General features: G+C 66.7%; 15 protein-coding genes and 2 pseudogenes. 9 read left to right on the forward strand and 8 right to left on the reverse strand.

Annotated elements, in window-relative coordinates; translation table 11 throughout:
- Positions 1–915 precede the first annotated feature (915 nt).
- A complete protein-coding gene (locus ABZX65_RS23545; RefSeq protein ID WP_124272220.1) occupies positions 916–3963 on the forward strand; it encodes a hypothetical protein in 3048 nt (1015 codons plus the stop codon).
- 193 nt (positions 3964–4156) lie between these two features.
- Here the strand turns inward: ABZX65_RS23545 and ABZX65_RS23550 are convergent, their stop codons facing one another.
- Positions 4157–5671 (reverse strand): hypothetical protein, encoded by a 1515-nt coding sequence (locus tag ABZX65_RS23550; protein ID WP_124272221.1) that lies wholly within the window; start codon positions 5669–5671, stop codon positions 4157–4159.
- Between the two features lie 20 nt (positions 5672–5691).
- Entirely contained in the window at positions 5692–6519 is an 828-nt protein-coding gene (locus ABZX65_RS23555) for a sigma-70 family RNA polymerase sigma factor (protein ID WP_124272222.1), read from the reverse strand.
- Positions 6520–6721: 202 nt separating this feature from the next.
- On the opposite strand from ABZX65_RS23555, the gene ABZX65_RS23560 reads away from it, so the two are divergent.
- Complete coding sequence (locus ABZX65_RS23560) at positions 6722–6991, forward strand: hypothetical protein (protein ID WP_355343308.1); 270 nt, start codon at positions 6722–6724, stop codon at positions 6989–6991.
- Positions 6992–7279: 288 nt separating this feature from the next.
- Entirely contained in the window at positions 7280–11506 is a 4227-nt protein-coding gene (locus ABZX65_RS23565) for a hypothetical protein (protein WP_355343311.1), read from the forward strand.
- 409 nt (positions 11507–11915) lie between these two features.
- Here the strand turns inward: ABZX65_RS23565 and ABZX65_RS23570 are convergent, their stop codons facing one another.
- Positions 11916–13883: an endonuclease domain-containing protein gene (locus tag ABZX65_RS23570; protein WP_355343314.1), complete on the reverse strand. Its 1968-nt coding sequence runs from the start codon at positions 13881–13883 to the stop codon at positions 11916–11918.
- Positions 13884–14242: 359 nt separating this feature from the next.
- Here ABZX65_RS23570 and ABZX65_RS23575 point away from each other — a divergent pair, with 359 nt between their 5' ends.
- The 4 genes from ABZX65_RS23575 to ABZX65_RS23590 all read left to right on the forward strand — a co-directional run bounded on the left by ABZX65_RS23575 (position 14243) and on the right by ABZX65_RS23590 (position 17668).
- Positions 14243–14806, forward strand: coding sequence for a hypothetical protein (locus ABZX65_RS23575; RefSeq protein WP_355343317.1), 564 nt, complete (start codon positions 14243–14245; stop codon positions 14804–14806).
- A gap of 66 nt (positions 14807–14872) precedes the next feature.
- Complete coding sequence (locus ABZX65_RS23580) at positions 14873–15181, forward strand: transposase (protein WP_164877949.1); 309 nt, start codon at positions 14873–14875, stop codon at positions 15179–15181.
- Positions 15178–16098 carry an IS3 family transposase gene (locus ABZX65_RS23585; RefSeq protein ID WP_355343321.1) on the forward strand — a complete coding sequence of 307 codons (921 nt, stop codon included), beginning with the start codon at positions 15178–15180 and terminating at the stop codon, positions 16096–16098. Before ABZX65_RS23580 ends, ABZX65_RS23585 begins: the two co-directional genes overlap by 4 nt.
- A gap of 34 nt (positions 16099–16132) precedes the next feature.
- A complete protein-coding gene (locus ABZX65_RS23590) occupies positions 16133–17668 on the forward strand; it encodes a CHAT domain-containing protein (protein ID WP_355343324.1) in 1536 nt (511 codons plus the stop codon).
- A 41-nt stretch (positions 17669–17709) separates the two neighbouring features.
- On the opposite strand, the gene ABZX65_RS23595 is transcribed toward ABZX65_RS23590, so the two are convergent.
- The 3 genes from ABZX65_RS23595 to ABZX65_RS23605 are packed head-to-tail and all read right to left on the reverse strand — an operon-like array spanning position 17710 to position 21402.
- Entirely contained in the window at positions 17710–19659 is a 1950-nt protein-coding gene (locus ABZX65_RS23595; protein ID WP_124272227.1) for a DUF3732 domain-containing protein, read from the reverse strand.
- 24 nt (positions 19660–19683) lie between these two features.
- Positions 19684–20178 carry a three component ABC system middle component gene (locus tag ABZX65_RS23600; RefSeq protein ID WP_355343327.1) on the reverse strand — a complete coding sequence of 165 codons (495 nt, stop codon included), beginning with the start codon at positions 20176–20178 and terminating at the stop codon, positions 19684–19686.
- 3 nt (positions 20179–20181) lie between these two features.
- Entirely contained in the window at positions 20182–21402 is a 1221-nt protein-coding gene (locus tag ABZX65_RS23605) for an ABC-three component system protein (protein WP_241192747.1), read from the reverse strand.
- Between the two features lie 1145 nt (positions 21403–22547).
- On the opposite strand from ABZX65_RS23605, the gene ABZX65_RS23610 reads away from it, so the two are divergent.
- Positions 22548–23234, forward strand: coding sequence for a hypothetical protein (locus ABZX65_RS23610; RefSeq protein ID WP_124272229.1), 687 nt, complete (start codon positions 22548–22550; stop codon positions 23232–23234).
- 183 nt (positions 23235–23417) lie between these two features.
- Here the strand turns inward: ABZX65_RS23610 and ABZX65_RS23615 are convergent.
- Positions 23418–24032, reverse strand: a pseudogene (locus ABZX65_RS23615) (3'-5' exonuclease); the annotation flags it as partial.
- A gap of 175 nt (positions 24033–24207) precedes the next feature.
- Between ABZX65_RS23615 and ABZX65_RS23620 the strand changes: the two are divergent.
- A pseudogene (locus ABZX65_RS23620) lies at positions 24208–24569 on the forward strand (VOC family protein); the annotation flags it as partial.
- On the opposite strand, the gene ABZX65_RS23625 reads toward ABZX65_RS23620, so the two are convergent.
- Positions 24560–24982 carry an SUKH-4 family immunity protein gene (locus ABZX65_RS23625; protein ID WP_355343678.1) on the reverse strand — a complete coding sequence of 141 codons (423 nt, stop codon included), beginning with the start codon at positions 24980–24982 and terminating at the stop codon, positions 24560–24562. The pseudogene ABZX65_RS23620 and the gene ABZX65_RS23625 sit on opposite strands and share 10 nt — an antisense overlap.
- Positions 24983–25184 lie beyond the last annotated feature (202 nt).

Here is a 25184-nt window from a genome sequence, read left to right on the forward strand (position 1 = left end):
CGCCCGACCGTAGCTGAGGGGGGGGGGCGGAGGGTAAGCCCTAGAGGGAATTCCTGACGGAATTCCTGCCCCCGGAATTCGCCTGACGGCGAATTCTTTGTGGTTTATGCCGGGGCCGCTGACGCGTCCCTTGTTTGGGATGTGAATTCGCCTGACGGCGAATTCTGATGTGGGAGTGATTTCTTTGTTGTTTATGTTGGGCCGCTGGCGCGTCCCTGTTTGGGGTGCGAATTTGCCTGACGGCGAATTCTGGTGTGTGGGTGGGGTTTGTGGGTTGTGTTTTTGCCTGGCGGCAAATTGTTTTCTGTGTTTTGTTTAGCCGCTGGCGCGGCCTTTTGTGAGTCGGTGGTGTGGGTTGGTGGCGTTCCGGTGTTTGAAGGGGTGCGCCTGGCGGCGTTTTGGCGTGGGATGTTTTGAGTTGTTTCAATGGTTTTGTTGTGTTTATGGGTGGGGGTGGGCGGTGTTGTGGTGGAGTGGGTACTTGTGGGCCTGCTGTTATGGGCGTTGGCGGTTCTTTGCTGGGGCCGCTGACGCGGCTGTTGTGCCTTCTATGCGGTGCGGTGGCTTTGCCCCTTGAGCCTTGGTGTGGCTGGCGTAGTCGCCAGGTGGGCCGTGTCTTTTGAGTGGGCTGCAGGCTGGGTCTGGGCGTCGTGTTTGCGGGTGCAGGGCCCTGGGTTGTGGGGCCGCATAGGCAGCTACGGTGGGCCGATGTCCAGTCCTCTTCCTGTCAGCGGGCAGGCCGAGCCGGTGCCGGCTGGGTGTTCAGTGCGTTCGGAGCTCGCTTCTGCCCTTCAGGCCCAGGGTGCTGACGGGCGGCGGGCGCTGAGCCTGTTGTTGGACGCGGCTCACGTCCTGAACGGGCCTGCTGTGTTCCAGGCTCCTTACGAAGTGGCGCAGTCGTGCTTGCGTGGGGCGATGGACAGTGTGGGGAAGATCGCGGGCATGGACTTCCCTGGGCTTCTTAGCGCTACCCGGGCTGTCACCGAGGCGGCCGTGGCCGTGGCCGCTTCGTGGCAGCAAGGTGATGTGGGGGATGGGGATCTCGACGTCCTTGTGGATGCGGTCGCCCAGTTGCACGCCGAGCGGGCCGATCGTGGAGGGTTTCGTACACGGCAGATCGGGCGCTTGGTGCTTGAGCAGACCCGCCAGGAGATGGGGCTCGCTGAGACGGAAGCAGCCCGCAGCTGGAGCGCTTTCTACAGTGCCGCCTCCAGCGTGCTGCACGGTTCCAGGAGCGGGGCGGACGAGGCGCGCCGCCAGTTCGACGGCGTCACTGCCGCCATGGAGCAGCTGTTCCTCGGTTTGCCTGAGCGGGCCGACCGATTGCGGGAGCTTGCCCGACTAGATGCCCCAGTGCAGGAGGACGCGGATGAGATCGCGCGGATGACTGATCCGCGGGCAGGGGCGTACTTCTTCCGGGCGGCCGTGAGCGGGCACTGGCTCGGGTTGTTGTCGCTCTCCCGGCTTCTTCCCGAGGAACGCCGCTGGCCGGCTGCACCGTACCTGCGACGGGTACTGGCCGATGAGCCGGAACGAGTCTGTGGCTGGGTAGCGGAGAACCTGGATGCGATCCGTGCGCAGGGGCCTGGTGCGCTGTCGCAGACGGTCGCTCTGGTGAGTGAGACGGGCATAGCCGCGTGCGGGCTGATGACTACGCTCGTGCGAGCCCATTCCGAGAGGTTCGTCCTGCTCCGCGCCGCGTTGTGGGCCAGAGACATCCCTGTCTCCGAGCGCACCGGAGCGTGGGTCATCGTTGCGGAAAGCATTTTGCGGACCCGTTCGTTCACCACACACGAGTCATGGGAGAGCGAGCAACTGCTGGGGGCTCTGGTCGCCACCGCTCACCCCGATGGTCGGCTGCGCACCGGTCAGGACCGGCTCGGCGGGATCATCCGCTTCGCGCTCGCCGGTGTTCTGGCCGACCATCTGGATGACGAGGCCACGAGTCTGCAGGCCGAGCTCGTCAACGAACTCGCAAAGGTCACGTTGGAGGACCCGCCGCAGCACATGGTGGTGACGCTGATGCGTGCCGTGCTCGATCTCTGCCTGGCTGAGGCGCAGTTGGGTGTGTCGCTCGTGCAGCGGCTGCGAGCAGTGCACGCGAAGCTGCCCGCCACCGCGCACCGGTCACGGCTGGTGGCTGTGCACCTGAGTGAGTGCTGGGCCCACGACAGTCTGGATACGCAGGCTGCGGCCGCGTGGTGGCAGGCCGCAGTCGAGGTCGCCCGGTACATAGGCGGCGGGTCGTGGCCGAGTGCGGACCTGGCCGATTTCCTGGCGCTCCTTGGCACCCGGTGTCCGCAGCCGCTGCGGGCGCAGATGGAGGCAGCGCTCGGGGAAGGTCTGGGTGCGCCGCCGGGCGCGGAGGAGATGAGTGCGTGGGCCGGGGCTTTCCCGGGGCCGGTGCCTGATCAGTGGCGGATCGTTCGAGGACTGTCGGTGGTGCTGCCCGAGGCAGTGCGTGCGCCGTGGCAGCCGCTGCTTGCTCTGTTGGAGGAGAAGTACGGGCCGCCCCCTGGGCGGCCCGAGCCCGTGGTGAAGATCAGCACCTGGGTGGAAGCCTACGGAGGGCTTCAGTTGGAGACCTTCGCGAGCCAGGCCCAGGACGCCGGAATGGTCACTGCTGTTGTTGCGCTCGCCGCTGCGCCTGTCGATGACGACGATGGTGATGGTGATCGCGCCGCCCTCCTGGGCGAGCTCGTCGCCCAGGACCCTCAGGAATGGGCTGGCGGGCCGGGTGCGATCGCGGCGGCCGCCGCGCGCCCGGCTCTGCAAGCCGCCTACTTCAATGCCCTGCACCACGCCTCTGCCAGCGGCTTGCTGGCTCCAGGAATGCTGGGTTCCCTCGCCGAGGCAGCTTTTGCCGTGCGTCCGCAGGACGCCGGCGCTCCGGGAGCCGTCCGGCTCCAGCTAGTCATATGCAACCTCCTGCACCGTACCTGGGATCGTGGTGAGTCCATGGGAGCCGCGGAAGCGGATGCCGTGGTGTGGCTGCACGGCCTGGTTTCGGGCTGGAGCACACCGCGTCTGGGTACTTCCATGCCGCTGGCGGCGGCCACGGTGGTGCCAGGCGGCAGTGCCCTGCTGTCGCTGATCGCGTGGGGGCTGCGGGAGACGGTGCGCAGCGGTCAGGGCCTGCCCGAGGAGCTGACAGCCACCCTGGAAGGGCTGCTGGGTGCTGAGCCGGACGACCAGGCCCTCGCCGTCATCGGGTTCTGTCTCACTCAGCTGCACGTGTGCGACCCGGTGTGGACGGCCGCCCACACCGGGTCGCTCCTGTCTCTGGATGCGGTGTGGCGCCCCGCGCGGGTCTGGCTCGCCCACGGCAGGCCCGACTCATCGTTGCTGGCCCGCCTGGACCGGACCGGCCTGTGGTGCGCCATGTGTGCGTCTGATGCGGAAGGCCCCATCGACCGGGCCTTGCATGCTCTGCTGGACGAAGCCGAGCCCCTGGGCTCTGCTGGGGAGTTCATTGCCGGGCTCGCCGGCTGTCCCGGCGGGGACGAGGGCGTCTCCACCATGCTGTCCCGGCTGGCCACCTACACCGCTCGTGCCGGGAGCGGTGAGGTGGCCGGGCGGGCCGCTGTCCTGTGGCGGGCCGCTCTGGACGCCACTCTGCCCGGGTCCGCGCTGCGCGGGGCGGGGCACTTCGCCTTTGCCGATGCTCTCGATGAGGACACCTGGCTGGAGCTCACTGCCGCTACCCTCGCCCAGCAGCCCAGCCTGCACGACACCGACCGCATCGCCGCACGCGCCGCCCGCACACCGCGCTCCCCTACCGCCCAGCTCATCGCTGCCGCCGCTCTCGACCACGGACCCGTCGACGGCTACCGGCGCACCAGGACCGTCCATTACGCGGCCGCCCTCTACTCCCAGGCCCCTGACAACAACAACCCCGAGCGTGACGCATTGCGGGTGGCCCTGATCAACGCAGCCGCCATCGACGACGCCTATGCGGGCTGACGGGCCTTTACGCGTCGGTCGCATTCGGCGCAACGTGTGTGACAGGCCCACCTTTTCTGTTCACCCGGCTTTCGGGGTAAGTGGGGTCTTCTTCTGACCTGGGAGTAGTAATTCCTCCCGCGGCTGCGCGTGGGTTTCGGTCCACGGAGTTCTCCTTCCGGGAAGCACTCGGAGGTCGTGGCGATTTCCCCCTTTATTGGCGGGATTTCCCTGTCGCTGAGAGTCGTCTGACGGCTGCTTGTACGGTTGCTTTTTCCTGCAGACCCTCGATGCTTTCTTTGTTTGCTGGGAGCACCAGAGTTGAACTGTCACCCTGGAAAAGGTTCAGCAGTTTCTGTGCTGCCGCCACCAGCTCTGTGAATGTTTCATCCGAATCGAGCCGTGGAGGTTTTCCCTTGCAGGTGAATGTAGATAGTTCCTGATTCGACAGGGGGACATGGCAGTCGGTTTGGAAACGTGCCGGGGAAGTCTCTCCGTTCCATCCGTGATGCTTGTCGGCAGGGCAGTAAAGTTCCTCGAGGAGAGCGTTGCGGGTGACTGCCAGAATTCTTTCTTTCAGCATCTGATGTTCGTCAATAAATGCTGAGCGCACGGCGTCCCGGCACGTCGCCGCAGCCAAGCGGTCGCGCCATCCGAGGGGCGGCTGCAGCACGAGTCGGAGCACGAGGTGTTCCCACCCGGTGCCCTGCATCGGGTGGGCCGCCGCCCCCGGCTCCTGGTGGGAGTCCAGGCGGTCGAGCCAGGAGCGTCTTGCGTTCCATCCGCCGCTCCCCTGCCCGGCGAGAATGCGACGGAGTTCGCAGGTGAGCGCAACAGCAGCAAGGTATTCCCGTGCAGCAGCAGGCCGCCAGGTCTCCTGCCCCCGCGGCCGCGCCCGGGGCGCAGCCACCACGTACAGCACCTGGCTGGCGTCGAGGTGCTCGCTCTGCCACGGAGTGAGGTCGGCGCCGCTCGCCCGCATCAGGAGACCGGATGCCCCAGGGGCGAGAAGGTTGGTGCCATCGCGCCGGCCCCGGGCGTCCCTGCCGCCGCCTCGTTGGTGGTCGGTTCGTGCGCGGTTTCCTGCACCGATGCGGGACAGGGTGTCGAGAAGGTCGCTGTAGAGGTTTCCGGAATGCGAATACCGGACTGCCTCCAGTCCTGCGCCCAGCTCGTCCGTACCGTCGAATCCACTGCTCGGGTAGAATGTGTATTTCCTGTGGAACCTCACGTTGCCAGGATTCCCAGGAACGGGAACAGCTTTTCCTGCGTCATGCACGGAATGTTCCTGAATTACATTTTCATAAATCCTTTCTGCCGCTTCGGCGAAGTGTTCTGCTGAGTCGTCAGGCCATCCTGAAGGGGAATTGTTCAGGAAGAAAATGGGCGTGATGATTCTGGTCACGAAGCTTACGGTAAAGCTGTTCAGTTGCTCTGAATTGTGTGACCTGCTGCCATCATCCTGTCGCTCGTGGTCCAGGTCCTGTTCCTGCTCGTGACGCTGCGTCGGGGGTTGTACTTGATCCACGTCCAGCTCGGCCGGAGGTTCGACGCGCTCGATGCGACCGGGGTCAGCGGCGTCCTGGCGGGCAAGGCGGGAAGCGAGGTGTTCCTGCACAGCGGAAGGTGTAAGTCGGCGCAGCGCCTGCACCCGCGGGGCCCCCAGGCTGGAGGCGTCCAGCAGGGCGTCGAAGGCGTCGTGGCTGATGGCCACCTGGTTGGCATCCATGGCCCCTCCTGTCTGGGTTGTCATCGCGTGCCTCCCTCGCTGTACTGCTCGCGGATCTTGGTGCGTACGCGGGCAAGGCGGCCTTCCAGCTGCTTCACGCTCAGGTCGGCGAGTTTGGCAGCGTCCTCCTGCGTGCATCCCGCTCCGCGCCAGGCCACGGCCACGCGGAGTTCGGGCGTGGTCAGCAGCGGCAGGATGCGGTCGATCGTGTCGTTGACGACGGCGGTGTGGCAGGGATCCGCGGCACGCTGGTCGGGAAGGGCGAGGACGGGGTCGTCCTCGAGCCCGGTACAGGTCTGCGCAGCCCGGTCCCTGGTGTGCTGCTTGCTCCAGGCCACGTAGACCCGGCGGAAGGCGAAGATGCAGGCGCGCACGTAGTAGGTCGTCAGTGCCGCCCCTTTTACGGGGCTCCATCTTCCGCGGACCAGTGCGTTGGCACGGAAGGTCTCCAGACCGTCCAGGACGGAGTCGGTCACCACCCCGTAGCGGTCCTCCCAGGGCCAGTCGGGGACGATCAGGGCAGCGGGGACCGGACACCCGTTGTCACGGGCCTGGCGGAAGATCTCCCCGGTCTGGGTCCAGTTGAGCAGGACAGGCCAGGCGTACTCCATCAGCCGGCCGGCGAATTTCTCGAACATCGGCCCCTCGAAACCCTGCCCGTGCAGGATCCGGACCAGCTCGGCATCCCTGGCACGGCGGTCGGCCCGCTCGAGTCCGCTCTCGCCGGGGGCACCCGGGGCCATGAGCTGTTCGAGACGGTCGAGGTCGCCTTCGAGCGTGAGCAGTTCCGCTCCGCCGTGCAGGGACAGGCCGAAATGGTGGGGAGTGCCCGCCGCATCGTCAGACATGTGCACTCCTTTGTGCCGCGGCCGGATCGTCGGTTGACTGGGTTTGCCTCACCCCCACCTCATAGGGCCGAGCCGCGCTTTTCCCCTCGGCTCCCCCGCGCATCCCTTGCGTGACATGGGTCACCCGAGGGGGGCGCGGGGCCCGTTCGCTACAGCATCAGCGAACCCGGCCGGTGGTGTCGGGCTTTCTTACGGAGCTGCTGTGAACGACCACGATCCCCTTCTCGACCAACGCACCGCTTTCGTCCTCCTGCTCGGCGTGCTGGCCGCCGTCGGGGCGGGTGCGCTGACCCGCCTCAACGACGGCACCCTCGCCGCAGGTGTCCTCGCCGCCGGGGGTGCCTTCGCGGCCGCGGTGTATTTCTTCCAAACGACGGCACCCTCGCCGCAGGTGTCCTCGCCGCCGGGGGTGCCTTCGCGGCCGCGGTGTATTTCTTCCACAAGATCATCCGTTGATCGGCCGGCCGGCTGATGTCTGTCTGCTTCCACATCTCCCAGGGGCGGGTCCGGTCGGCGGCGTCTGCGGCACCTTGGCCGCCCCGTGCCTGAAGACGCCGACTGCGTCCGGGTGATGCCCTGTTGCGGAGGGGCAGCGGGTGCCGGGCCGGGCTGATTGTCAGTGCCTGACGGTACGTTCACGGCGTGAGGCCTGGCTTCGGTGGCGGGTACGGCGGCCCGCGGGCTGTGGCCCGCACGGTGGTCAGGTCCATTCCCCTGAGCCGGAAAGCGGCGGCGGGCTGCGAGCGAGAACGGGGTTCGGGTGAACGAGCATCAGTGGGAGCGGGCGCTGGAGACGGGGCACCGCAACCGCGGGATCATCGAGCTGGCCCATCACCACTGCACCCGGATGCAGTTCCGCTACTCCGGCGGCCACGGCCTGGCGGAAGCGGAGAGCGGGCTGCCCATCGACATGCGGGAGATCTACTGCGAGGTCGGCGGCCACGGCAGCATGGCCAGCAACCTGGAGCTGATCGCCGGAGACTACGTGCGCGAGCACTGCCGTGACTGCCCCTCACGTGCGCCGACGGGCCGGATGCCCAATCTGCTCACCGTCGTGGACGCCTCGGATGCCACCGCCGAACAGCAGCATCAGCAGCACAAGGCGCTGCAGGAGGCGGCGGCGCTGCAGGCACGGCGGCGGCGTGCCGCTCGGACGGCGCTGCTGGCGGCGAACGATGCCGGAACGCACCAGCTGCGTGAGGACCTCAACATCGTTGACTCCCCCGGTCACAGTCCGGATGAACGGGTTGCCGCTGCACACCGGCGGCTGGCCGTTGCAGCCCGCCGGGCCCCCGATCTGTTCTCCGGCGATCTGGTCGGGCAGCTGTTCGCGCTGGTGCGTGAACAGCATGAGGACAGGCTGCTGACGCCGTTGCGTTCCCTGGTGCGGGCTGGTGTCACCCGGGCGGACCAGGTGGCTGCGCTGGCCTGCGAGGTTCTGCGCGTGCGGCCCTCGTCCGAGGCTGCCGCCTGCCTGGTCGACTTCCCCCGCTCCTACGGGCCCCAGGACATCACCCGTGAAGTGATCATGTCGTGTGTGCGTCTGGTGGCCGGGCCCGTGTACACGCGGTCAGGGCGTCGGCAGAGCCCGCGGTCAGCCGATCCGGCCGGTCTCATCGCGGTAGCCGACGCGCGTCTGCCGTTGGCCTTGGACCTGGTGGCCGAACTGTTGACCGCTTCCGTACCCGGGCGGCCCGCGCTGGTTCTTCCCGCGGGCAGTGCCGGGCGTACCACCGGAGCCGCGGTGCAGCCGGTGCGGGAGGCGGAGGTACGGCGCCATCAAGGGGCTGTTGCGGCACGCCTGTTGCTGGCAGGCGGGCGTTGCAGGTGGCAGGACATGTCCGGGTCGTTGCGCGAGGCCCTGGCGCAGCCGGACGCGGACCATTTCGATCTTGTGCCTTCCATGGAGGTCGCTGCGGCGGTGGCTGAGGCCATGCTGGGCGAGTTCGAGGTGGTCTTCGCGGATCTTGCCCGCGTGACCCCTCGTTGCGCCGAACACGCCGAGCGGTTGGTGAAGTGTCTCGATCACCTGCGGCGGCTGCTCAGCCAGGACGACCGGTTCCTGCGCCGGCAGGTGGCCCCCGAGGTGCGGGAGGCCGTTGCCCCGATGCTGTGCCAGGCGGCCGTCGGTCTCCTGGACGGCCGGTGGGGGCAGGAGGCGGGATTCGAGGTGGCCACACTGGTGGACGATCTGGCGAAACAGTTCCCTGAGGTCATGGCGGTCCACGCGGAGACGTTGCTGGGCCACATGCTCCTGCTGCGGACCCCGCCCACGCCGCACAGCGCGCTGGTGCACCCCTCCTCCGCGACGGGTGTTCCCCCGGTGCTGGAGCATCTCAGCCGGGAACACCGGGTGCAGGCCGTACTTCGGGAGGTGCGCAGTGCCCTGGCACGCTGCGCGGGACAGGCTCCGGTGCACGTCCTGGATGCGGTTCTGGCTGCGGACGCCGCCACGGATCAGTATGTGCAGGCCGGACAGCGGACACCGGAGCAGGTGCGGTGGATCCGCCGTGACTGCCTGGAACTCGCCTGCCGGATTGCCGGCAGGTACGCAGAGCGGCCCGGTGTCGTGGCGCGGACGCTGCCGCTGCTGTACCGGCGCCTGCTCGGCGAGGACACGCTGCTGCGGGCAGCAGCCGTGGAGGGCTGGGCCGGGCTCGCACAGCGGCATCAGCTGCCCGGCAGTCTGGCCGACTGCGGGCCCGTCCTGATGCAGGACCCCTATGTGGCCGTCGTACGGGCCATGCTGACCCACGGCCGCCGTCTGCTGCACGACCAGCACATGTGGTCCCTGATCAATCTGGCAGCGAGCGTTGCTACCGCCTACCAGGATGACGCGGAACGGCAGGACCTGGTGGCCCTGGCGCTCGACGTGATCTTCTACGAACGCACGCGGTGGGACGCGGCGCAGGTTCCGCAGGTCGAGCTGTGGATTCTCGGCAAGGCTCAAGCGCTGTCCGCGCACCGCTCCGAGCGGCTGGCGGACCGTGCCGGGTGGAGCAGCACCACGGCGTGCAGCGAGGCGATGGCCGCCGTGCGGATGGCTGCGTTGAGCGACCCCGACCTCAACGACCCGTTCAACAATCATGACGATTTGCGCTATGTCCTGCTGATGGACACGGCCGGCGGAGGGGTGCATGTGCCCTTCAGCAAGTTCCAGGAACTGGTCTCTGCCGACGGGCTGTGGGATGCCGTGGTGCTGGTGGAGGTCCTCCAGCGGTTCGGGCGCTGGTCGCAGGCACATGCCCTGGCGTGCCACGTGAACGAGCTGCTGCCCCCTGTGCCCGCCTATGACGGTCACCGGGACCTGCTGCGGCCCGTGCTCGATCACGCCCTGTCCCAGGCCGATCCGGCACACCGGTCCGGGCACACGCCCGTGTGGCCTCTTCCGGAACATCAGGGCGACCTGGAAGACGTCTTTGTTGCTCAGCGTGACCTGGCGGTCCATGCGCGTCTGGCGCTGCGCGGTGAAACGGCCGGCGTGATCGCTGCTCCGGGTGGGACGGATCCCGCTGCCCGCAGGGTCGCGGCGGCATCGGCACGCCTGGAGGACATCGCCTGCCGCGTGGAGCAGGACCATCTGCCATCCACCGCCACGGCCGGGTTCCTGCGGGTGTGGGCGGGATCTCTGCGTGTAGCGGCGTATCTGATGCGGGCTCACGAGGCGTTGCGCCGGGCGGACGCGGACCAGGAGCGGGCACATGCCCAGGCTGCCCGGGTCCGTGCCGAGGAGCTGCGGGAGGAGCTCGAGGGCAGTGACCCGCTGCACGGTGCGCTCGCTGTCTGGCTCGAGCAGGTCCTGGCGGGGGGCGTGCGGGGCGACCGGCTGGCCGGGCTGCTGGCCGATGTGCCGGTGCCGCTGCGGGCCGCCCGCGGCGTCACTGCGCGGGGCGGTGTCCCGGTGCCGTCCGCTGACGCGGCGGCCGAGGAGGATTTGGTGCTGGTCTGTCTGCTGTGGCTCGACGAGCGCCGTGTCACCCACGGCCAGGTCGTCCATCCCGCGCGGGCTTACACGCTGCGCGTCGAGTTCCGCATGGATGCCTGGCCGGACTGGGCCGACCGTCTGGAGGTCGAGCTGCTGTCGGTGTTGAGCCCTGACGAACTGGTCGTGCCGTCCTTCTCCTTGTCCCGTCCTGCGTCCCCCGCCGGCGGCCGCGCGGAGGAAGGCGAGGACGGCGTTTCGGTTGGCGGTGAAGGCACACTGGTCGTGAGATTCGCCCTCGGAGCAGGGCAGCCGCCTCAGGCGGTCCGGGTGGTGGCACGCTTCTGGTCGCAGGAGGGCAGGGTGTGTGCCGCGGACCTGGCCGGCTACCCGGAGCTGCGTCTGCGCCCCTTCGACTCCACCCGCGACGCGCTGACCTCGCTCCCCCAGATGGATTTCCGCCTGCTCACCCTGCACGAGAGGGTCCGGGAGTTCACCGAGGACGAGGAAACCCTGCAGGCATTCGGGCGCCTCTTGGCCGCCGTCACCGCCGTGGCCGCCGAACTCACCTACGACCAGCTTTTCCGCCGCGGCAGGTATGTGACCGAGGCCCGCTTCCACGACGAGGTCGAGCAGCGCCTCCAACAGGATCCGCTCCTCGGCGGCCGGGTGGCCCGCGCCACCCGGCAGGGGCTCGGCATCACCGACGTCGTGCACGACGGCGTGACCTGTGAACTCAAAGTCGAACGCAGCAAGCACTTCGACATCGACCGCTCCCGCCGGTATCTGGGCCAGCCCACCCAGTACGCCTCCGCCGTCCAGCAGCAGCTGTCCATCCTGCTGGTCCTGGACAGCACCCGCAAGACGCAACCGGTCGGCATGCAGGAGAACTACCTGTGGCTCATGCGACCGGAACTCCACGGTGCTCCTGATGCTCCGGCGCCCTCACTGGTGGCTGTCGTCGTGGTCAACGCAGGGCTCCCCGTTCCCAGCAACTGGTCGCGTCGCACCATCGCCGCCACTCAGATCGACCTGGCCAACGGCGCCTCCAGCGGGCCCGTCTGAGCCCACACCAGGTGAAGCAGGGCGCCTGGGGCCCAGTCGTCGGCGGCAGCTGATCGGCTGCGGCCAGGTGAACCAGTCTCGCCTCCGGTTCAGTTTCGTGGTGTGGCCACGCCGAGTGACGACCGAGGGCCGTTGCGGCAACCGGCTTCGCCAGGAGATCCCCCTTCATACCTTGCATTCCAAAACGCCGAGGCGCAGCAAAGCCTTCGATTCCACTGGGGCGGGCTCAGGTCCGGCTCCGACTCCGAAGCAGGCCCTGAAGCCGTCGGCCGCTTCCCTTCGTGAGCCTGCTGGCTCACGCCCCCGCCTGCGTGCGGCCTGACGCGCACAGGTCTCGTCTCCCCTGCCGAGACTCATGTTGGGGCCGAAGCCACTTCCGCGCTCGGCGGCCTTGCGGGCTCAGGGCCGCTCACAGGGCCTCGTCGGTGCTCTGCAGGATGTGCGCTGGCGGGTTGTCCAGGTAGTCGTTGAGGAGCTGGAAGGTTCGCAGGTGTGGGGGCAGTTGCTCGTACCAAGCCAGACCGCGGGTGTTGCAGGCGTGACAGAGCAGGCCACGGACGCAGGTGCCGCATCTGGTGTCCACGGGGCAGCAGCTGTGGTCGTGGTCGAGGTGCCATGCCGCTTGTCCTTTGTTCGTGCGGCAGATGCCGCAGAGTTCCTCCTGCCTTTCGGCGAGTCGGACAAGGAATTCGACGGTGACGTTGAACTTTTTCGACTGGCTTCGCAAGGAGGCGCAGGAGGGGCAATACGGTTGGGGAAGACCGTCCCGGCGCACCCTGAATGTCTCGATCGGAAGGATCTTGGTGCAGGCTCTGCACTCGCTGGTGTCCTGGGCGCGAAGTTCGGCTAGGTACCGGGGGTCCCGGGTGCTGCGGACAGGGTGCAAGACGCGTCCTTTGCGGCGTTGCGTGTAGTGGGCCCGGCACAGGCCTTGACCCAGGTGCGGTCTGTCGCAGCCCGGGAAGTCGCAGCCGGTCTTGGGTTGCTGCACCGGCCTCATTTCGGTGCCTCGCTGGGATTGTGTGTAGTGCGCTCTGCACCATCCCCGTGCGTCCTGAAGCTTGTCGCACCCGTCGAACGTGCAGGGCTGGCCGGGAATGTGCAGGGGGCGCAGTTCGCGTCCTTGCCGGTATTGGGTGTAGTGGCCTGGGCACCAGCCCCGGGTGGTGGCGTACTTGTCGCAGCGGGGGAAGGAGCAGTCGCGGCCACCCGGCTTCTTCAGAGGTGCCAGGGAGCGGCCCAGGCGGTTTTGGCTGTAGTGCGCCGAGCACAGGCCCCGGGCCTCCGCTGGAAGGCCGCACTCCTCGTAACTGCAGGGGCTGGGTGCTTTCGCCGGCAGGGGCTTCAGGGGCCCTCTCCTGCTCTGGGAGTAGTGGGATCCGCACAGGCCAGCGGTTCGTGCGGGCCTGGGGCATGTTTCGAAACTGCACGGGCTCTCGGCCTGTTTCGTGCGCAGTGGGCGCAGTTCCTGGCCTCGCAGAGTCTGGGTGTAGTGCCCGGTGCACCATTGCTTGGACTTGGATGGTTTGTCGCATCCGGGGAAGGCGCAGAGCTCGCGTCGGGTGCCGGTGGGGGTGAAGGTGCCCAGCGGGCGGAGGGACTGCCCGCGTTGAACTTGGGTGTAGTGCCCGTTGCACAGTCCGCTTCGCCCCTTGCAGGGGTGTGTGCATCCTGAGAAGGTGCAGTGCTCCGGGCGTTGGTCGGCGGGCCTGTCGTCCAGGAGTAGTGGCCGCAGAGGCTCGTTGCGCCACAGTTGGGTGTAATGCGCGGCGCACAGTTGCTTCGCGTGGTAAGGCCTGCTACAGCCGGTATATGTGCAGGCGGCGGGGTTACTGAGGGAGCGCTCGCGCAGTTCTGTGAGTGGCTTCCCTGCCGTTTCTTGGTTGTAGTGTCCGTTGCACAGCCCGCGTGCCACGACCTTGCCCGCGCATGGCGTGAAACGGCAGTTGACGCTGTCCGGTGCAGGAGCGTGAAGCTCTTCGCCGCCTGCGTGTTCTCTGTGATGGGGACGGCACAGACCGCTTGCGTGGTGGGTCCGGGTGCAGTCGGGTACCTCGCACCCTGTGGGTGCCGGCCCGTTGGGGCGGCGGGTTCTGAGCGGGATTAGGGGTTTGCTGGCTCTGGCTTGGGCATAGTGGCCACCGCACAGTCCCAGGGAGCGACTGGGGTTTTCGCAGGAGCTGAAGGAGCAGGGTGCCTTGGCTGGCGCGGTCCTGCGAACGTGGCGCAGCGGGCGCAGGGGTTGGCCCATGTTGCGCTGGGTGTAGTGACCCGCGCACAGCCCTCCCGATTTGGCGCGTGCGGGGCGCGTGCATCCTTCGAAGTCGCAGAGGGTCATGCCTGGTCTCCGTCTGGGCAGGCAGGGTTTGTTCCCCATCGGAGGAGTGCGCGCCGGATGCCGATTGCCGCGGTATGCATCATGGCTGGGACGATATGGGGTGGGTGTGACAGTGCCGGGCGGGGCCGTCAGCGGATGAATGGGGTGCGTCACGCTGACCTTGACTGCAGTTGGCTTGACCTTTCGCGGCTATGGGCAGGGCGGTGCGCTCCAGCCAGGGCTGTGGGGACGTGGCGGGTCGGCCGGTCTCACGTTGAGGGCTTGTCGGTGGAAGGCCGTGCAGCACAGGTATGCCCTGCCGGCTGCCCGTGGCTGCCGGGTGAAATGATGCGGTGGGTAGGCCTGGGACCGTTCAGAAGTTGCCGACGGCCGCTACCCGTCGACAACGGGGGTAAGCAATGCGTCTGGACGAGCTGTTTCCTTCAGTGGCCGCGCATCTGCCGACTGGGAAGGAAGTGACCGGTGGGCTCGGCGATCCGGAGACGGTTCTGGCCGTGGCACTGGTGCTGCGCCAGCAGCAGGATCAGCTGGAGGAAGCACCCCATCTGCTGGATCAGTTCACTCACGCAGCGCTGAGCGATACCTGGCGGTTGAGGGCAGCGCACCCCGCGGTGCCAGAGCAGGCTTGTGTGGTGCTGGCGATGTTGGTGGGGTGGTACCCGGCGCGGCGGGGGTATGAGTACGCGCAGCCATTGGAGATGTGGCGGTGGCTGCACAGCGCGTTGGGTGCTCCTGTCGCCCTGGGGGCCACCACCGCTGATGTTGACCTGGCCGCGGTGGACCGCGCGCTGCGCAGTAGCACGTGGCGCCCGCTGGCAGGGCACGCCTTGATCATGCTGGCCCCGATCTTGTTCCACCTGAACACCACCGCTCACTCGGCGCAGGACCTGGCGCAGCAGCTGTGTCGGCCTGTCCTCGTCCTGTGCGGGGTCATGCTCGCCCATGGCCCTGCGTCGGTGTGAGGTTCCCCCGAGATGCGGGGATGGGTGACAGAAGGTCAGATGGGTCTCATGAGAGGAGCCCAGACGATGCCTGCGCCGAGGAAGTACCCGCTGGAGTTGCGTGAGCGTGCGGTACGGATGTACCGGACCGCCGAGCCGAAGCCCGTGATCCGCCGCATGGCCGAGGAACTCGGCGTGCACCACGAGGCCCTGCGCAACTGGATCCGCCAGGCCGAGGCCGACGCCGGCGAACGCGGCGACCTGCTCACCACCGCCGAGCGTGAGGAGCTTGCCGCCCTGCGCAAGGAGAATGCCCAGCTCAAGCGTGCGAATGAGGTCCTGCGGACGGCCTCGGCTTTTTTCGCGGCCCAGCTCGACCCGACCCGGCCCAGGTGACGGCGCTCGTTGACGAGCACCCGCATCTGGGGGTCGAGCCCGTACTCCGGGAACTGAACATCCCCTCCTCCAGCTACTACCGGTGGCGCCGGGCCGAGACCGAGCCGTGCGAACGGCGCCGCCGGGACGCCGAGCTGGCAGGGAGGATCCGGCAGGTCCACGACGAGTCCGGCGGGATCTACGGCTCACCCCGAGTGCACGCCGTCCTCAAGCGCGAGGGCGTCCACGTCGGCCGCAAACGCGTCGAGCGGCTCATGCGCCAGGCCGGCCTGGCAGGGATCAGCCCCCGCCGGGGCACAGGCTTCACCCGACGTGATCCGGACGCCGAACTGGCCCCCGACCTGGTGCAACGCGACTTCACCGCGAACAGGCCAAACCGGCTGTGGGTCACCGACCTGACCATGATCTCCACCGGGGAGGGCCCGTTGTGGCTGTCCGCGATCCGCGACGCGTTCTCCCGCCGGGTGGTCGCCTGGGAGACCTCCGCCCGCGCCGACGCCGACCTGGTCCTCACCTCGCTGGAGTACGCCCTGGCCAGCCGCGAAGTCGCCCCCGGCGAGCTCATCCACCACGCCGACCACGGCTGTCAGTACACGTCCGTGAAGCTCACAACACGCCTGCTCAGGGCAGGTATCCAGGCGTCCATGGGCTCGGTCGGCGACTCGTTCGACAATGCCCTGGCGGAAAACCTGTGGATGGTCATCAAGACCGAATGCATCCGCGGCCGCGTCTTCGCCACCAGAGCCGACGCGAACCTCGCGCTCTTCGAGTACATCGACGGCTTCTACAACCCCCGCCGCATCCAGAAACGGCTCGGCTACCTCAGCCCGATCGAGTACGAGGAGAAGCACTACGCCGACCAGGCAGCGACCGAACAAGTGAACCTGAAACCACATCAACCCGCTCTGACCAGCTAGTCAGCCACTCCCGCACCGCGGGGGAACCTCAGTGGTGGAAGCGGCGGTGGCTCTGGTGCATCACCTGGTGCGGGCAGGGCGGCATCACGACGCGAAGGTGCTGGGTCACGTACTAGAAAGAATGCTGTATACGCGTCCTGGGCACACCATGGCGGGCTCGATCGCTGTGCTGCTGGCTGGTGCACAGCCTCCTATCACCCATCAGAGGCCGGAGGTGATCGCTCAGTGGGCCCTTGACCGCATCGGGTTGGACCCGCTTACGGTGCTCTCCTTGAAGACGGTCGCGGCGGCGCGGATGGAAGTGCCTGAGCTGGCTTCCTCCTTCGACGACGTCGTCTCGCAGCTGCAGAAGGTCGTCGCTTTCAACGAGCGGGAACAGGACGTGGCGCAGCGGTCTCGGGACCGGGGCGTGGTGTGGTCCGTGTGCCAGCCGCTGGTTCATGCTTTGCTGCAGGCAGGTGATCAGGAGCGGCTGATGCAGTGGCTGTCGGTCTGGTACGGCACCAGGTCCGATGAGCGGCGTTCCGGAGGGTGCGTTGTGCTCGCGGCCGGCGGTAGCCGCGCTTGGTATAGGCCGCAGACCGCTCCTCCCGAGGAGGATGACGCTGGGCTGGTGCGGTTGGCTGCTGCGATGAACGCGGCCCTCGGGCGGAGCCTGGTCACACCAGGTCTCAGCGATGCGGTGCTGGTGACACCCGCTACCGGCAGCAAGTCTTTCGAGCACGTCGACGAGCTGGAGGCTGCGCTGCTGGCGTACGTCGATGTGGACGATCTGGCGCAGTACGCGCGTGCCGAAGACGCTGAGGCGTTCGTGGCCCTGCTGCCTGCCCTAATCCCTGTGCAGGCGCTCCTGGCGCGTGGGGGCGGTCCTGTGTTGCCCTTGGCTGTCAGTCTGCGTCAGCCGCTGCCGGACCGGCTGGTGAAGTCGGTCCAGTTGTGGTGCGGAGATGCCCCCTTCTCCCGGGCCGAGATCGAGGTGCTGGAGACGGTGTTCTCATGGGCTGGCATCCGCTGTGACGTCGTGGAGGGCGAGGAGGTGACGCGTTCTGGCTTCCTGTCCTCGTACGAGAGCGACGCCTACGACGTGCTGTGGGTGGTGGCACATGGCCATCACCCGGTGCTGGACCCGGACGAGTCGGCTGTGCTGCTCACCTCAGACGAGCAGGTGACGCTACAGGAGCTGGCATCCGCTGCGCTGCCGTCCGCGACGGTACGGAGACTGCTGGTTCTCAACACCTGTCACAGCGCTGCCGCTAATGCCCAGGGCCCTTATGACGATCATGGTCTTGCCCGTTCGGTAGCTTCCCCCAGGCAGGCCGTCGTCGGGCATTTGTGGCCGGTCCCCGGAGGAGCGGCCGTTGTCTTCGGCGCCCTGCTGGCGTGCGAGCTGGCGGATGGGAGCGGCTTCACGCAGGCTTTCGAGGCTGCGCTGCGGGCGTTCCAGCATCCCTGGCACGACATCGCGGGCCTTCTCGGCGACCGTGGCCTCGGTGCCCAGATCGCCGAGGCACTGCACGAGTTCCGGGACCCCACGTTCTTCGACCGGAGCAGTCCCACTTTCCTCGAGTAGAGCGCTCGGACCGCTGCGAAGGACATCGTCTCGTCTTCTGGTCAGGCCTCAGTGATCCAATCCGTGGGAATCAGGGCTGTTCCGCCTCTCCAGTTCTCCACGACGGCTTCGCGGAACCAGTCGTCACGGAGGTTGACGTGATCGCAGACGATTACCTGGAGTGCTCCTTCGTTCAATGAGACGGCCTGGGAGATCAGTGAGAAGTACGCGCGGACAGCCTCCCAGTCGGCGTCCAGGACGGTATCGGCATCGTGCACTTCTTCCGGGAAGAACGCCTGCGTGGGCTGGTCCAGCATGAGGAAGCCCGGCACCGGCCGGTTGTGCCGGTTGAGGTAGGTGTGCAGGGCCAGGTGCGCGACGAGGTGGTAGCCGATCCAGTTCTTCGCGCTGCCGATGCGGGTCAGTGGGCGGCGTCCATCCGGGGTGCGTAGGACGACGTTGAGCAGGCTGGGGCTGATCCGGACTTCCTCTGCCGTATCCGCGTGCTCGAGGTCGAGGGTTCTCGCCCAGGTGGTCATGAGGTCGGCGACTTCGTTGAGGCGGTTCTCTGTCTCGGCGCCGACCTCGTCGGCGTCCACCATCAGCTGCAGTGCCTCGGCCTGCTCATTGAGCCGGTCGGCGTTGCGGTGGAGGTCTGCCAGTTCGTCCTTGCCCAGGGGGGTGGTGCGTTGCAGCTCTTGCAGAATCCGGCCCTGGATGTGGGCGAGGCGGGTGCGCTGGTCCTGTGCCTGTCTGAGTTGCCGGTCGCTGGTGTTGATGGCGTCGAGGGTCGCGGCATTGTTGCGCAGCCTTGCCTGGATCTCGTTGCTGCGGCCGTCGAGTTCCTCGCGGTGGCGGTTGCGGGCCGGCTGGAGAGCGGCAAGGTCGTCCAGTTCACGGTCCAGTCGGCGTGTGAGGCTTTCGAGGTCGCCGATGTCAGGGTCGGGAAAGGGGAGTTGTTGCGAGCAGACGGGGCACGTGTCAGATCCCGCGTTCTCCGGGTGGGCGGCTGCGAGCAGTCCGATGGGCTTGAGTCGGCTGAGCTGGGTGTGCAGTTCCCCGGTCAGCGCGGTGCTCTCTTCGTTCCAGGTGTCAAGAATGCCCCGGGCATTGGTGAGTTCCTGGAGCTGGCTGCGCAGTTCACGGCGTTCGGCGGCAAGCCGATCGCGGCGGCTGTCCTGGCCGGGCAAGGAGGGCACATCAGGAACTGCTTCGAGGGCTCGGTGCAGCAACTGGTCGAGCGCTGCGGCGGACACCGCTTCGGGGATTTCGGCGATCATGCCTGCGTCCGCCGCCATGCGGGCCAGCGCGATGCGGTGGGCTTCACCGCCCTCCACTCGGCGTCTGGCTTCCTCGATCAGTTTGCTAATGCGGCGCTGCGCCTTTTTGATCTCGGCGAGTTCGTGGCGTCGGGCTGCCTGCTCGGGTCCTGCGGCTCCGAGGAAGTAGGGCAGGGTGTCCTTGATCGCCTGGGCGATCCCGGGTTCTCCCTGACGGTGGAAGAGCAGGGTCTGGTTGGCGATCTCGTTCTGTTTTTGCAGACACAGCAGCGCGGCCTGGGAGATGGAGACATCGAAGGCGTGGCGTCCAGCTCCTGGCGGTGGCTGGAAGCGGAAGTCTTCGATGCCGATGCGGGCGCTGAGTTCGGCTCGCAGAGCGGTGGCGTCCGCGTTCACGTTCAGGTGGCTGGCTGTGGGCAGGGTGAGCGTGTGATCGCCGATGACGAGCATGGCCTTGTTCGTCGAGGCGCCCTTGGGGGCGGGTCTGCCGAGGACGAGTCGGGTAGGGCCGATCTGGACAAGCAGCGCATACCAGCCGGTTGTATTGGTGATGACGCCGTCGGGAAGGGTGAACGTCTGCCGACCGAGGCAGTACTCGACGATTCCGAGTACCGCGGATTTCCCCGTCTCGGACTCTCCGGTGAGGATGTTGAGGGCACCGGGGCGGAAGTGGACCACCCGGGGGTCGGGCCTACCGTCGCGGTGGTAGAGGGCGAGGGCGAGCAGATGCATGGGGTGCAGGCTCCTTTGGAAGGGTTAGGGCCTAACGCCCAGCAGGGTGAAGACGGTGGCGGGGTCGGCGGCGGCGAACCATCGGCCGACAAGCGTGGCGGCCCGGACGCAGGTGACAGCTTCTTCACCGTGCTCGCCGGGATCAGGCTTGCTGAGCTTTCGGGCCGCTTGCAGGCCATCAGGGGAGAGCGTCAGCGCGCGGTGGCGGATGCCGAAGCGGATGCAGCCCTGTGTGTAGCCGCGGAGGGCTGGTGCGCGTTGAGGGAAGGCGGCTCGGATCATGGCGTTGTCGGCAAGCCATCCAGCGAGTTGGGTCCGGGTGTCGCGGGGCAAGGCGCGCCGTGAGTCAGGGGGCAGGATCAGCGGCAGGGCAAGGAATGCGGTGGGCCATGGGAGGGCGGCCTCAGGCTCCGTGTGTGCCGCGGTGTATGCGGCGGCACAGTGCATGAGGATGTAGGCGCCGAAGGCCGGGTTGAGGAGCGCTGCCGCTTCGGGAAGCTGCGGTTGGGTGGTGGGCACTTGCTACTCCCCGCTCGTCGTCTGGTCGGGTGCCCGTAGCAGTTCCCGGAAGTGGGGATGCCAGCCGAGTGGGTTGAGCTCTGTCCGAGCGTTGTCCGCGAGTGAATGCAGGGTCCCCCGGGCGATCCAGCGCTTGTCGACCTGTCGGAGTTTGATGTCCTGGGCCGCGCCGAAGGTGCCGTCCAGGATGTTCTCGCCGACGGCCTCAGCGTCATTGCCGGCCTTTCCCGCTTCGAAACGGTCGGCGTGTTTGGCGAAGACGAGGTTCCATTCCTGGCGCAGGTCGCTATCGAACTGCGCCAGTTCGCCGGGGGTGACGTGGTGGCGGTAGACCCAGCGTGAGCGGTGTGCCCAGGCATGGTGGTACTCGCCGATGTGGGCACGGATGCTGCGGTTCCCCAGGCCGATCAGTTTCAGCTGCGCGACGAACACATGGCCGTCGTACTGGGCGATCTCCTGCTCGGTCAGGTCGTCGAGGCTGTCCACCACGGGCAGGGCGGTCTGTGTGTACTTGCTGAAGACGTAGTCGATCTGCGTGCGCAGTTCCTCAGCTGTGACCGATAGGCGTCTGCCGGGCGTGGCGTGGTCGAGCATCTCGTGCGACACCGTCCACCACCAACCCTTCAGCTCTTCAAGGATTTCCTGGCTCTGTCTGTCGTTCTTCCAGATCCCGACCACTTCACGCAGCGTAGAGTCGACCTCTGACACTCGTGGTGCCTGATCGTCGAGAACGACGGCTCCGACCAGGGCTGCGCGGGTTTGCGGGCTGCAGGACATGAATCGTGCACGCCAGGGTCGTGTGGTCCTGGCACCGTCGGGATCCTTCGCCACGGCCTCAAGGACCGCCAGCGCTCCGGGTACGTCGCGGTCCTCTGCCTTGAGTTTGGCCAGCAAGCTACCCGGCGGGACGCTCTGCGTGGTGACCAGGCGCAGCATGGGCATCTGCCCGGGCTGTACGTGGTCGAGAGCGTCACACCACGAGTTGATGGAGCGCCAGAGGTCAGCGCTGGTCAGCCCGAGTTCGCCTGGGTGACCGTGATGCTTGGACTGCACGAGCTCAACGGGGTTGTCCTCGTGGAGGATGTCGATGTCATCGAGCATCTCCATGCGGAGTTCGGCCTGAGGGTCCTTGAACCAGCGGCGGGCGAGCTCTACCAGCGCCCATTCACACTGATACAGGTAGCCGATCATCTGCCCGGCTGCTGAGTGCGGCATCTTCTGCATCACGATGGGCGAAACTATAGTTACGCGTCGTGATATCGGGCAAGTCGCCTCACGATGCAACTCGCTCCGGCAGCAGCCAAGATGATGCCGCCCTGCCCGATGTGTGTGAGCTCCGGCCGTCGGGCAGACCGTCGTCGAGCTGGATGACGGCGCTGCAACCAGATGCCCGCGGGGATGAACCGGTCACGGGTGGCTTTGTTCACGACTTCCGACGTGCAGATGACGATGACTTCGCGAGGCACCCTGCAGACCGGCGAAGTCGATGTTCACGAGAACGCAAGGCGCCTGCCGGCACTCGGCAACGGTACGAGGACGGGTGCCACCTGCGCCCGTAGCCAGGGCTTTTGCCCCAGCATCCAGCCTGGCGATAGATGGCGCTCCACCAGTCGTCACAGAGGCGCTGCCCGTTCTCACGAAACATCCGGCGCGGGAGGTGCCTCCCGAACTGCTGTCGAAACGCTGCTCTGCGACGTGTACAGAGCCATCACGAGGCACCGTACGGAAGATCTGCTGCCACACGGCCGACATTTTAGAAGCATAGGTAGATGGTCCCGCCCCGGACTCAAGGGCGGACTGCCCCGATGCGGGCAACGGCCAGACCGACGAGCGGTCTCGGGTCAGCCGATCCCGCACTCGAGCTCAGAGAGATGTCGTCGACACCCCCCGCTACATCGCATTCGATGTCCATCCGTCGAGAAGCTGGGCTTCCTGTGGAGGACAGCAGGGACGCCGGGATCGCCGCGCAAGCATGTACGGGTGCCGTCTTCGCGTTGCGGCAAGGCACTGGAACTGGTGATAGCACACAGGGTCCGCGGCCTAGGCCGGCAGTGCTTCCGGGGGCGACCTGCGACCCCGCGTCATGCATAAGAGCTCCGATCCCACGTCGTCGCTGGCCTACTGCCGGGAACCGCTCTGCGCTGTCACCGCGTCCACCGTCCACCGTCCGACATCGGGCAGGGGCCGGAGCTGGCAGTGGTTGTCGAGTGCCATCTCCGAGGCAGGCATCGCGAGTCCTCCGCGCGACCTATCGAATCTCGCTGCCCGCTGGGGGCGGATCAGACAGACTTACGTGGGCAGCGGTGGGACCGCATCGTTTCTGACAAGGACCATGCCCATGGGGAGAGATCCTGTCTGGAGAGAAGCCCATGACCAATCGCACAAGAACCGCCACCGCGTTTTTCGCCGCCATCACATCGGCTCTGCTTCTTGTGGGTTGTGGCGGGCCCGTGGCACCCGAAGTAGCGGACTTGTCAGGTAAAACCTTTGAGGAAGCCAAGAAGGATGCTATCCAGGCCGGATACGGCAGCGAGTTCGGCGTCAACGGTCAGTCTGCCAACGCCTACACCGCCCCTGGAAGCACCAACAACTACCATGAGCGGGAGTTCGACGAGGATGATCCAGCCCACTTCTCGTGGACCGTCTGCTCCCAGGACCCCAGCGACCTGTCTTCTGAAAAAGACGGCAGCGACTGGGTCCTCTTTCTCTACCTAGTCGAGAAGCCGTCAGACTGCGAGGGCGGCGAGATCACCGCTGAAGCCCGCGAACGATACGTCGCCATTGCCAAACAGGGGAAAGCGCTGGCGACGGAGCCCACCGCAGATGACACAAGCGACATCCCGACAGAGGACAGCTACCGCACCATTGACGACCCCGACTTCACGTACACCGGAGACTTCACCCTTGACACCGGTCTGCCCGATCCTCAGGAACGGGACGCTTACGGTTCCTACCGTTACAGCTTGTGCGAAGGCTCTGACTACGCCACCGCCAGCGACTGCTATCCCACCGAGTGGCAGAGGGTGTACGAGGAATACCGCGAAGAGTACAACTAGTACTCCAGCCGCAGATCGTGATCTTGCTGGTCGGGCCGGTGCGGCCACGGTTGATCATCGCGAGTTGTGTGGACCTACGAAGAGACGGTGGCCGCAGGTCACAACATGATCCCGGCAGTTGGCAGGAGGCATTCGAAATGGCCATCAGCCGGATCGCTGGCCGATTCGCACGGTGAAGAAGCGCTATGCCGTGGGTGTTCCGTCGGGGTGGTCGTTGATCCATGACAGGCCGCCCAGGTCGAGCCTGTGGCGGGCGCGGGTGACAGCGACGTAGGCGAGGCGTGCTTCGGCTCTGTCGATGGGGCGGGGACAGGGCGCCCGTTGGCGTCTTTCTTGTCGGTGTCGCGGGGTGGGGTGAAGTCGTCGGCGATTATGACGCTTGCCCATTCGCGGCCCTTGGACTTGTGGGCGGTCGAGACGGTGACGTGGGCGGTGCTCTCGGGTTCGAGGCGGTGAACAGCGTTGAGGATGGCGTCGGTTCCGTGGGTATCGACGAGGTCGACGAGCGGCTGGAAATCTCGTCCCGCGGGGTCGTTCGCAGCGTAGTCCTGCAGGTCACTCCAGGTGGGGAAGAGTAGAAGTTCGGGGTGGAAGGTGCGCGCAGGGGTGCGGTGGCAATGGAGAGCCAGCGGTTGGCTTCGTGGGCGAGGTCGGGGCCGAAGCGGAAGGACTGGGCCAGGGTCAGGCCCGTGCCGCAGAAGGCGGTCATGATGCCGCGGGCGCCGCGCCACTGGTAATGGCCTGGGCGGAGTCTCCGACCATGACGAGCTGGGCATGGTCGCGCTGGGCGTTGAAGACCCCGTGCGCTAATGGACGGGCTGTCCAGTCCCGGCCATGCCGGCCGTCGCCGGGTTTCGCTCTAGGTGACGCGGATCCGCAGCACGTACCGCTCGCCGGCCCAGTCGCCGCCACGACCTTCAGGAAGACCCGCAGGGGGGAGGACACCAGGGCGGGCAGGTCTACACGCACGAACATCGTGTTCCTTGTGCAACTCGGTATGGAGCTGGAGGACAGGGCGGAGGTCGAGGGCCCCATCGCCGACCAGCACACCGCACTTGACGGCGTCCGCCGTGACATCGCGACGGTCTGGACCCCGGACGGTCACAGCCGGTTCGAGCTGGCGAAGCACCGCAGCCTCGCGCGATCAGCGCCGGGCCGCACATTCTGGGCACGCACCGCGTCATGTTCGCCGTCAACGACATCGAGGACACCGTTACCTGCCTGCACCCTCACGGCGTCGAATTCGCGCGCGAGATGGCTCGGTCCAGGAACAGCTACCCGATCTGCTGCATCCACAGTCCGGAGGGCATCATCTTTGCCGTGGCTCAGCAGCTGCGCCAAGAGACGATCTCATTGGAATCACCAAGAACCTTCGAAAATCTCTTCGAAAGTGATGTTCCACTCCGAGATGGGATCCTCAAAGGGGCGTGGTCGAACTGTTTGATCTTGGCGTGTGTCTGCTGTGCGAGTGCTTCTTCATCGTCGACTTCGTCGCGCTCGGCATGGTAGGTCTGCAGTGCGCAGAGACTGTGGATCAGGGATTCGACATCACGGTGGATGAGGAGGTGCCGTGAAGTGCCTTCCAGGAAGGCATAGATGTGTTCGGTGTCGGGGTCCAGGGCCAGGACTGAGTCATTGAAGTAGCCCAGGAAGAGCCATTTTTGCGCCTCGGCGGGGTAGGACCGCCCCGTGGTTTCGAGGAACTCACCGAGGTACACGGACTCTTGGCTGGGATTTTTGACGTCCATGCGTGAGAGGAAGAGGTCGTCGTGCGGGAGACCCACTTCGTACAGGATGCGAGTCGAGCGTGACAGCTCGGCAGACGCTGCCAGATGCGCTCTTCGGGATGGAGCCGGCCAGGGCCCGTGCTGTCGGTGACGACTTCCTTGCGGCCTTCGGTCAGCTTGAACTCGAAGGAGGCCGAGAACGGGAAGTTCAGAGTGTGCCGCA

Source organism: Streptomyces sp. NPDC003300 (assembly GCF_040610915.1).
Taxonomy (GTDB): Bacteria; Actinomycetota; Actinomycetes; order Streptomycetales; family Streptomycetaceae; genus Actinacidiphila.